Source organism: Nostoc sp. (assembly GCF_036917155.1).
Lineage (GTDB): Bacteria > Cyanobacteriota > Cyanobacteriia > Cyanobacteriales > Nostocaceae > Nostoc.
In genome coordinates this window covers 1-9,407 of the sequence record NZ_JBALDZ010000145.1, presented here as the reverse complement: position 1 = coordinate 9,407, position 9,407 = coordinate 1, and the positions used below count along the sequence as shown (strand labels likewise).

Annotated in this window: 10 protein-coding genes; 3 read left to right on the top strand and 7 right to left on the bottom strand. The window is 43.7% G+C overall.

Translation table 11 applies throughout. The annotated features are described in order from the left end of the window. Positions 1 to 568: 568 nt before the first annotated feature. Positions 569 to 1,057 (top strand): hypothetical protein, encoded by a 489-nt coding sequence (locus V7K67_RS19690; protein WP_334731237.1) that lies wholly within the window; start codon positions 569 to 571, stop codon positions 1,055 to 1,057. Between the two features lie 588 nt (positions 1,058 to 1,645). On the opposite strand, the gene dnaN is transcribed toward V7K67_RS19690, so the two are convergent. The 5 genes from dnaN to ndhL form a co-directional block, all read right to left on the bottom strand. After that, positions 1,646 to 2,809, bottom strand: coding sequence for a DNA polymerase III subunit beta (gene dnaN / locus V7K67_RS19685; protein WP_334731238.1), 1,164 nt, complete (start codon positions 2,807 to 2,809; stop codon positions 1,646 to 1,648). A 181-nt stretch (positions 2,810 to 2,990) separates the two neighbouring features. Next, on the bottom strand, positions 2,991 to 3,656 hold the full coding sequence (locus V7K67_RS19680) for a heterocyst differentiation related protein (protein ID WP_334731239.1): 666 nt from the start codon (positions 3,654 to 3,656) through the stop codon (positions 2,991 to 2,993). 236 nt (positions 3,657 to 3,892) lie between these two features. Beyond that, entirely contained in the window at positions 3,893 to 4,720 is an 828-nt protein-coding gene (gene trpA / locus V7K67_RS19675) for a tryptophan synthase subunit alpha (RefSeq protein WP_334731240.1), read from the bottom strand. A 92-nt stretch (positions 4,721 to 4,812) separates the two neighbouring features. Further along, on the bottom strand, positions 4,813 to 5,124 hold the full coding sequence (locus V7K67_RS19670) for a DUF3007 family protein (protein WP_334731241.1): 312 nt from the start codon (positions 5,122 to 5,124) through the stop codon (positions 4,813 to 4,815). Positions 5,125 to 5,148: 24 nt separating this feature from the next. Further along, the gene (gene ndhL, locus V7K67_RS19665) at positions 5,149 to 5,361 is read right to left on the bottom strand and encodes an NAD(P)H-quinone oxidoreductase subunit L (RefSeq protein ID WP_335168014.1); all 213 of its coding nucleotides are present in this window, start codon (positions 5,359 to 5,361) and stop codon (positions 5,149 to 5,151) included. Between the two features lie 360 nt (positions 5,362 to 5,721). Between ndhL and V7K67_RS19660 the strand changes: the two genes are divergently transcribed. Continuing rightward, the gene (locus V7K67_RS19660) at positions 5,722 to 5,859 is read left to right on the top strand and encodes a hypothetical protein (RefSeq protein ID WP_334710317.1); all 138 of its coding nucleotides are present in this window, start codon (positions 5,722 to 5,724) and stop codon (positions 5,857 to 5,859) included. 540 nt (positions 5,860 to 6,399) lie between these two features. Here the strand turns inward: V7K67_RS19660 and V7K67_RS19655 are convergent. Together V7K67_RS19655 and V7K67_RS19650 are read right to left on the bottom strand one after the other, a co-directional pair. Beyond that, positions 6,400 to 6,597, bottom strand: coding sequence for a hypothetical protein (locus V7K67_RS19655; RefSeq protein WP_335168011.1), 198 nt, complete (start codon positions 6,595 to 6,597; stop codon positions 6,400 to 6,402). A 166-nt stretch (positions 6,598 to 6,763) separates the two neighbouring features. Further along, on the bottom strand, positions 6,764 to 7,834 hold the full coding sequence (locus V7K67_RS19650; protein WP_335168008.1) for an HlyD family secretion protein: 1,071 nt from the start codon (positions 7,832 to 7,834) through the stop codon (positions 6,764 to 6,766). Positions 7,835 to 8,418: 584 nt separating this feature from the next. Here V7K67_RS19650 and V7K67_RS19645 point away from each other — a divergent pair. Further along, the gene (locus V7K67_RS19645; RefSeq protein ID WP_334710312.1) at positions 8,419 to 9,300 is read left to right on the top strand and encodes an Npun_R2479 family HD domain-containing metalloprotein; all 882 of its coding nucleotides are present in this window, start codon (positions 8,419 to 8,421) and stop codon (positions 9,298 to 9,300) included. Positions 9,301 to 9,407 lie beyond the last annotated feature (107 nt).

Genomic DNA, 9,407 nt, shown 5'->3' with positions numbered 1-9,407 from the left:
TATCACAAGAGACATATCACTGCGAATAAATTCGCCCGTGCCTAGCCCCCATAAATAGAATTTAGGGGCTTTCCCGGCACGGATAACTTGGTAACCGTACCATGTCTTGAATGCAAACGAGAACTGCTATTACTGGCGTGGCAAGGCTAAAATGTTGCAAAAAAATTGTAGGTTGGGGAGCCACTGCGTTGCGCAGGTTAAGAGCGTTGTAGCAAGTGGCGTTGGAGGCTTTGCCAAAGCCAACATCCTGATATCTGTTGGGTTGCGCTCCGCTCCACCCAACCTACATCATAATGCACTATTTCAGACTTGTGTGTACACCTTAGCCGATGCCTTGGGGAGGGGTTCTCCGGGTTTAACTAAGTAATCAGGCGGACATGATATGACTGGGGACTGGGATTTTGACTCAGCATGGGCTAAACGCCCCGCTATCCATGTACAGCACTTTCAAGTCAGAGGTACGAGGCAGAAGATTGACACATTAACTACACAGCATTGACGTAAATATCATTAAACCTTTTGTGAAACCAGAAAGTCTAAATAATGTATACTTCCTGGTTTCACAAATATGATTAAGCATCAAATTCGTTCGATTAGTATCTTCACGGGACTAGTAGCAATAGTTCTAGGTAACAGTCTCTCGATGACTTCAGGATCTGCCTATGCCGACTTGCCAGGAAAGCATCCTTATTATCTGCACGCACTCACTGATTTACGGACTGCACGGTGGCTGCTAGAACATCGCTCAGGCGATGGTAGTGTTAGTGGCCAAGAAGATGTTGCTATTCAGCAGATAAATGACACTATTAACGACATTAAGAAGGCATCTATTGATGATGGCAAAAACATCAACGATCATCCAAATGTCGATGTTCCCAATAATCATCCTGGACGGTTACATAAGGCAGAGGAGATATTGAATAAAGTGCATTCCGATGTCAAGCGTGAGGAAGATGATCCAACAGCACGTGGCTTGCAACATCGTTCTCTCCAACATATCGATGCTGCACTCAAAGCGACTAAACGTGCTATCTACGATGTTCAACATCATAGATAGAGAGTGGATAGGCGAGCATAGTTCTCGCCCTTTATAGCTAATACCATTTTGAATTTTAGATTTTAGATTGGGAATCACTTTCTGTGTCTGGGTTATGTGAAACCATCTATCGCGATCATTTTTCAAATTGGTATAACTTTCTCCTTTTTAAGGAGAGTTAGGTAGGATCAAAAATCTTAACCCAAGGGTAAAGCATTTTTTGATCCTACACCACAATACGGTTCAGTTAAGCAAAGTACAACCAAACAAAACCCTGCAAATGTTGGGTTCCCCTGTGGGAAGCCGCTTTGCGTCTTTGCCTCAATTTGGGAAACCAGCAAGGGCACAGTGGCTTCCAAACCTTCATGAAGAGTGCTGAGTACATAGTGCTGTACATGGATAGCGGGGCGTTTAGCCCGTGCTGAGTTGAAAGACCGCGCCACTTGCGGGCGGGGTATCAACCTTCTCCTGACCAAAAGATTCCACCCACAAGGGGCGGGGCTTTTACCATAGTGCAAAAGTACTGGGTATTCAATCTTCTTTACTCAGCACTCAGTACTGAGTATGGTAAATTAAGTTTTTTGGCGCTAACCCAAGCCTATTGGTGTTTTAACTTCTAAGTTGCACAGGCATAGCTAAATAAGTCATTTTCAAACCACCTAATGGCGTAAAAATCACTGGAGTTAGGCTTTGATTTAAATGCATTTGAATTTCGGAAGATGGTAACTCTTTTAAGCCTTCCATCAAATACTTAATGTTAAAAGCAATTTCTATATTTTCTCCAGAAATCTGTGCCGGCATTGACTCTCTACCACTACCTACATCTTGAGCTTCACAAGATAAGGTAATTTCTTGGGCTTCGCTATCAATACTCAGTTTGACAATATTATTTTTCTGATCAGCTAGCACAGCAATCCGTTCCAAAGTGCTGACAAATTGTCGCCGCTCAATTGTTACTTGTCGCTCAAATTGGCGCGGAATTAATTGGCGATAAGCAGGATATTGCCCTTCTAATGTGCGACTAGTCAAGCGTTGATTTTGCCATGCAAACACAACTTGACCTTGATCGAAATATAAAGCTACAGGTTCATCTGATGAGGCGCTATGAGCTAGCATTCGTTGGAGTTCGCGTAATGCTCTAGCTGGTACTGTTACTTCTAGTTGAGTCGTTCCACCCAAAGGACGCTCGTTGCTAGTTTCTACTACTGCGAGGCGATGTCCGTCGGTAGCCGCAAATTCTAGGGTATCTTGTTTAACTGTTAAATGCACTCCGGTCAGTACTTGCTTGGTTTCATCAGCACTGGTAGCAAATAATGAACCGCGTAATCCCTCAATTAATGCGGTGGTGGTGAGATGGATTACTTCTGTATTTTCAATTATAGGTAGTTCGGGAAATTCTTCGGGGCCCATTGCTCGTACTTGGTAATGTCCACTCTTGGGTGTGAGTGTAACAATTAAGCCTTCTCCACCGGATGCTGCACCTGTAAGGGCTGATTCATCATCTAGAGTGATTTCGCCTTCTGGAAGACGAGAGGTGATGTCTACAAGTAATTTAGCAGGAAGTGCGATCGCGCCACTTTGCCATACCTCAGCATTAAAGCTGGTGCGGATTCCCAAGCTGAGATCAAAGGCTGTTAAGCTTACTTGGTTAGTTTCAGCATCCGCTTGTAGCAGCACATTGGCAAGTACCGGATGAGTCGGCCGTGAAGGGACTGCACGACTGACGAGTGAGAGGTTTGTACTGAGATCGCTTTGGGAGCAAACTAATTTCATAAAAAAATACGAGATGCGGGAAACTCAGTGTTTTTAGACCTGGGTTGCTGACAAGTCAGATTCAGTTGGTGAAAGATATCCCTGCCTCTTGAATTCGCGGCAGCAGCCCAATAAACAAAGTTTCCAGTTGGAACCTGGAAACTAGATTTGAAATCGATGCTTATCTGTGGTTTTATTTTCCCTATCCGTGCATTTCGTCGTATTCGTGGGCTTCAACTCGTCTTGCTTCCATCCGAGAAGCAGGCAAAAACTCAGCGCGACGGACTGGAACCAAGGGCGGTGTAGCTCCTTGGTAGGGGTGAATCACTTGTACAGTACGGGCTGGGCGCTGCCGTGGTGAGAATAAAGCCAATACCCCAGCGACGACAACACCACCGCCAATAGTGAGAGTTGCGCCTCCCACAGCCCAAAGCATAGGTGAAGACCACCAAGTAGTTTGCGGCTGGAATGTTGTTGTTTTTGGTTGATTATTCTGTTGGGCTAATTGCCACTGCTGCTGAGTATTGAAATTTTGGACTTGGCCCTGGAGTTGTTGATTTTGCAACTTCAGCTGCTCATTATCGTTTTTTAAACGCTCCAACTGCATCTGTGTGTTCAGCTTCTCCATCTCTAGGCGCTGGTCAGTGCTGGTAGCAGTTGGTGGCTGAAGCTGATTAGGATACATTGGTTGCCCATAAGGCGCGTAAGGATACATTTGTGGCTGCATTCCTTGGGGCGCTACTACACCTGGCATTTGCGAAGCAACAGCGAAGTTAGGTTGTAGGGGGGTATTTGTTCCTTTGAGCAATACGAGAGCCGCCAGCCCAGCTACGGCGACCCCGCCGATAAACGCCATACTCTCACTCATCGCCTTTGCTCCTCGATTGCGACGTAACTATAACCATTTCTGACTGACTCACTCTCACACTCATAAATTATGCCTACTTGATTTCACATAATACTCAAACTATAAGCTACTGTATCAGCTAGTTTTTTTACACCATCATAACTGATGTTAATATTCAAGACCATAATGGTCAAATTGTCTACTAAATAAGGATGGAAAAACTACACTGTTATACTTTTTTAATTTACTTTCCCCGTCTAATCAAGAGGGGTATTTATGCTGGTGTTGGTGGTTTGGATGGCTGCCTTGAGACTTTGGGAAAATTGGGCGATCGCATTTAATCCCTGTTCTGGTGTCCCTTCTGCTAACCGTTTTACAAAACCGCTGCCCACGATGACTGCATCTGCGCCCCATTCCCTGATCAGACGGGCTTGTGCAGCTTCGGAAATCCCAAAGCCGACACCGATGGGTTTATCAGTAACACCACGAATTTGTTTGAGTAAATTAGACACGCGGTTTTCCACTTGCGATCGCATTCCTGTTACTCCGGTGACAGTGATTAAATAAATAAATCCTTGAGAAGAACGAGCGATCGCTTCTATCCGTTCATCTGAACTCGTGGGAGCTACGAACAACGTCAGATCAATTCCGATGGCGGTAGCTGGTTGGAGCAAGCTTGCGGCTTCCTCTAAGGGTAAGTCTGGTACTACCAATCCAGCCACTCCCGCCGCCGCAATTTCTTCAAGAAATTTGTCAATTCCTCGGTGCAAAATTGGGTTGTAATAGGTAAACAGGACAATGGGCGATCGCAGTTTGGGAGTAACCCCTTGCAACATTTCCAGCACTTGCTCCAATTTCGTACCCCTTTGCAAGGCGCGGGTAGAAGAAGCTTGAATTACTGGCCCATCCGCCAGAGGATCGGAATAGGGTATACCTAGTTCAATAATGTCGGCTCCATTTTGATCTAGAACCTGCAACGCTTTTGCCGTTGTTTCTAAATCTGGGTCGCCAGCAGTAATAAACGGAATCAGAGCGCACTCACCATTGTGCCCAAGGGTTTCAAAGCAATCAGAAATCGCAGTCATTAGTCAAGAGTCATTGGTCATTGGTCATTGGTCATTAGTCGTTGGTAATTCGTAACTAACAAAGGACAAACGACAACTGACTAATGATAACTTTACACCTGAGATTGCTCTTCTTGTTCTATTTCAGCTTGAATTCGTGCTAGTTCTTCGGGACTAAGCTCATCTAGCCGCTTTTGTAGGAAGTCTTGCTCATACTGTTCCCGCTGTTGATGGTAGGTCATTTTTTGTCCCACCGCACGGAAAAAATAGGTGGCTAACCAGCCAACTAACCCACTGACGAGTAAGACTTGGCTCCATATACCAGCTTTCTGATTATCCAAACCGACTAGCTGTAATCCTACATAAGCCAAGCCGCCGGCAATAAAAACACCCAAGCCAATTCCAATAGCGTCAATCCGTCGCATGAGAGTTATGACCTACCAATCTCGTTAAACTTGAACTTGTCGCCGTTGGGGTCGGAAATTTACAAACGGCGATAGAACCAACAAACCAGGAAAGAAGAAAAACACCAAAAAGTACATTAAGACACGCTCGATGGAGCTAGCGACATACCAACGCTGCTTCATGTACAGCAAAACAGCAATCGGGATTACCAGAAGGTAAGCTCCAGCCAAAATTAGATACAGCAGGGCGACAATCATAACTTTCAAGTCTTAAGCATCTGTTTTCCATCATAGGCTGAAGAGACAGACTCAGAGAAGTATAGTCATAATGCTTTTAACAAGTCGCGTTGGGATTGGGGATTGGGGATTGGGGACTTAAAAATTAAAAACATCCCAACTTTTCTTGTGGGGTGGGCAACATGAGCGCCTTAAATCTGGGACGGGTGGGGACACCCATCCCACAAGATGGATAATTTATTTCTTGGAAGTCCCTAAGCAAAAAAGTTTTAAAGCGTAGCTTTGGCGGGCTGGAGTACTTTTACTGTAGGCAATTTAACGGATATCATCACAAAAGGTAATATCATGCTATTATCGAAAACGCACTAGCAAACAAATGCTTTGGTTAGACAAGATCGAAAACTAATCCAGATTGATTACGAAAAAACAAAAAACTTCCGAATTTGGGAAGCGATCGCACAATCTAGAAAAAATATTTTCAATCTAGTTGGACAAAAGACACAATTGATGGTGGAATAGATGAGGAGGTATTTGCTACCTCTAAAAAATAACTAGTTATGCTAGTTGCAAAACAGCTGCGGGGGTGTGGCGGAATGGTAGACGCTACGGACTTAAATAATTGAGCCTTGAAGGAGAAACCCCTCAAGTGGAAGCTCTCAAACTCAGGGAAACCTAAATCTGGTGACAGACATGGCAATCCTGAGCCAAGCCGAAGAAAGTCCTGAGTCATGAGTGCTGAGTACTGAGTAAATTTAAAACTCCTAACTCCTAACTCCTAACTCATAACTGTTCGGAAGGTGCAGAGACCCGACGGGAGCTACCCTAACGTTAAGTCGAGGGTAAAGGGAGAGTCCAATTCTCAAAATCTGAGTCGGCTATTGTCATCAGGTAGCAGTGAAAACTGCGGGAGAATGAAAATCCGTTGACCGTAAAAGGTCGTGTGGGTTCAAGTCCCTCCACCCCCACTAAAAATCTAAAATACGGAAAGGCTTCTATTGTGACTTTACCCATAACTTTGCCGCAACGGCAAGCTTATGCTTCCAATAAAGGGTGGCAAGGTTATGGTTCCAAACAAATTTCTCTTCGCGCTGCCCTTAAAGCAGCGCGAACTTTTTTATCGCGAAAACATCCTGGTTTAGCCAATAGCTTTGAAATAGCTGCTTCACTAGGATAAATACCTTCAGTGTGAACTTGCCTAACAGCTAGTTTTACCTCCTCGCAACACTGGTCGATTCGTTTGAGGCGAGATTCTTTCATATACTTAACGTACTCGGCTGAAATCGCTCGGCATAGCTCTGGAAAATGCCTGTAGAAACTCGCTTAGAATACCCAAGGCGTTTCGCTACTGCTGTCATAGGTAGTGGTTGTTCATTCGTTTGAAGCACATTTTCAAGTAATTTTTGAGTGCGATCGCTATCAAACTTTACTTCAAGCTTTTTGTACTGCTATCTTTCACCTGAGTTAGTTGAGTTTCGGGTATCTTCGCCTGAAGTTCGAGCTTTTCATCTCGGATGATCGAAAATAGCTTTTGTGTGCCACCAATCACATTCCCTACCTGGGTTTGCGGTGGTATACCAGTAACATCACCAACTCTAGCCAGTTTTTCAGCAATTACTCCCGAAACCGGCGCACGCACCACAGTTTGTCCCAACTGAGTTTGTAGTTGTTGCACCTTATCAGCACTGCTGCGGACATCAGCTTTAGCTCTGTTGATGATTGCTTGGGCATTACCAATATTGGCTTGGGCACTGCCGATATTATGGGCACTACGTATATTTTCTTGGGCCAGGTTCACAACTTCTATGGCAGTTTTGACAGCGTAAGAACGAGTATCGAGTTCTTGCTTGGTAATCGTTCCAGAGTCAGCGAGTTGTTGATAGCGCTGATAATTTTTGGCTGCTTCCTCTAACTTCGCCTTGGCTTGAGCTAAATCGGCTTGTTTTTGCTGGACTATTGCTTTATTTGATGCCAAATCCGCTTGCTTGGATACTAAATCTGCTTGTTTGGATGCCACATCTGCTTGTTTGGATTCCACATCTGCTTTTGCTTGGCTAATTTGGCTTTGTAGTATGGAACTATCCAACACCGCCAACACTTGATCTTGTTTGACAAAAGCTCCTTCTTTGATATTTGCAGGGATGCTTTTAATTTGTAAGCCGTTTGTCTGCGGTAGCACCGGAATTAAATCACTCGCTGCTACAGTCCCAGTGGTTTTGAGAGTACGGACAACACGGGCGGTTTCTACTGTGGCGATGGTGACTGTCATCGCTGGGTTGACTTTTTTATTATCTGCCACCACACTTTGTTGACGAGATGAAAGACGATTTAATACACCCATCCCAGCCAAGGCGATCACTATTCCTAAACCAGCACCCAAGAATAATGGCTTCAACCAGACCCTATTTGATTTCTGCTCTGATTTGCTCAAAAAGCTAGTATCTTCAGAGGTTACAGGTTCTTCCACCACGACTTCTGAAACACTTTCATCGCTCACAGTCTCACCTCCACTTCTGTCTATGCATACCAACCTTGGTATTTTCTTAAGAAAACCTGAAATTTATTTATTTCACATCAACTATGACGCATTTTGTCATAAATGTCTTTTTTACGCAACAGTATATAATATAACTTTGTTGCCAAGAGTAATTACTGTCAAGAGAATGCTGAAAACTTTTATGTAGATTATGATACCAAAAATCATCTAATCCGATCTAGCTACTCTAAGTCACGCACTACAAGTGTTTAGATCACCGTCAACAAGGCTTAGATATGAAAAACTGATAAAACTAATCTAGACTTATCTAAATTAAAATCATAACTATTTATGTATTTCGGAACACGAGCAATTTTTTTTCTACGCAACCCATAATTCCTCTAAAGCCTTTGCATTGTCAGGAAACCATGCAATACCATGTAATCCAGGCATAGATTAAGCTAGCGTCTACAGCTACACGTGAGTTACAAAGGAGCAAACTCCATTCCCCTAAATTCCAACAAGGGTGGACCAGATTAGGGAATTTGAAATCAATCAAATCAATCAAATCAATAAATAATTGGTATTTACCAGAGTAACCAGATATGTTCAATGCAACTGAAATTTTAATTGATGCCTTTGTAAATGAAATTCGAGAAGGCTACCGTCGCACTTATGGCTGCTTCAAAAATGATTATCAGGACATTATCGCCTGGGCTGGTAACATGGCTTTGGAAAACATTGCCAATAGCGATGCCCTATACCACAATGTTGAACACACTGTCTTAGTCACCCTAGTAGGACAAGAAATCTTACGTGGCAAACACATCAGAGAAGGCGGTGTTTCCAGTGAAGACTGGTTGCATTGTATTATTTCCCTAGTGAGTCATGATATTGGCTACGTTAAGGGAGTTTGCCGACAAGACCGAGAAACAGCAGGCTTATATGCCACAGGTAAAAATGGCAGAATGATTTCTGTAGCTCCTGGCGCTTCTGATGCCAGTCTGACACCGTATCATGTTGATCGAGCCAAGCTCTTTATTGATGAGCGTTTTGGAGGTCACAAGTTAATCGATGCTGAGGCAATTAAGAGCAATATTGAATTGACTAGATTTCCCGTGCCTGCGGCAGAAGATCATGAAGATACAAAGTGTTTTGCAGGATTAGTCCGGGCTGCTGATTTGATTGGTCAACTAAGTGACCCACGTTACCTGAAGAAAATTACTTCTTTATTTTACGAATTTGAAGAAACTGGTGTAAATAAAGTTTTGGGCTATCAAACCCCTGCCGATTTACGTAATAACTACGCTAAGTTTTACTGGAATGGCGTCTATCCCTATATTCAAGAGGGACTGCATTACCTATCGCTCACACAGCAGGGAAAACAAATTCTCGCTAATCTTTACTCAAACGTGTTTGTTGTAGAACATGAAAAGCAACAGGAAGAACAGCAACGCTATTTAGAGAAGTTAGCCGTTGGGAGTTAGGAGTGAGGAGTGAGGAGTTAGGAGTTAGGAGTTAGGAGTTAGGAGTTAGGAGTTAGGAGTTAGGAGTTAGGAGTTAGGAGTTAGGAGTTAGGAGTTAGGAGTTAGGA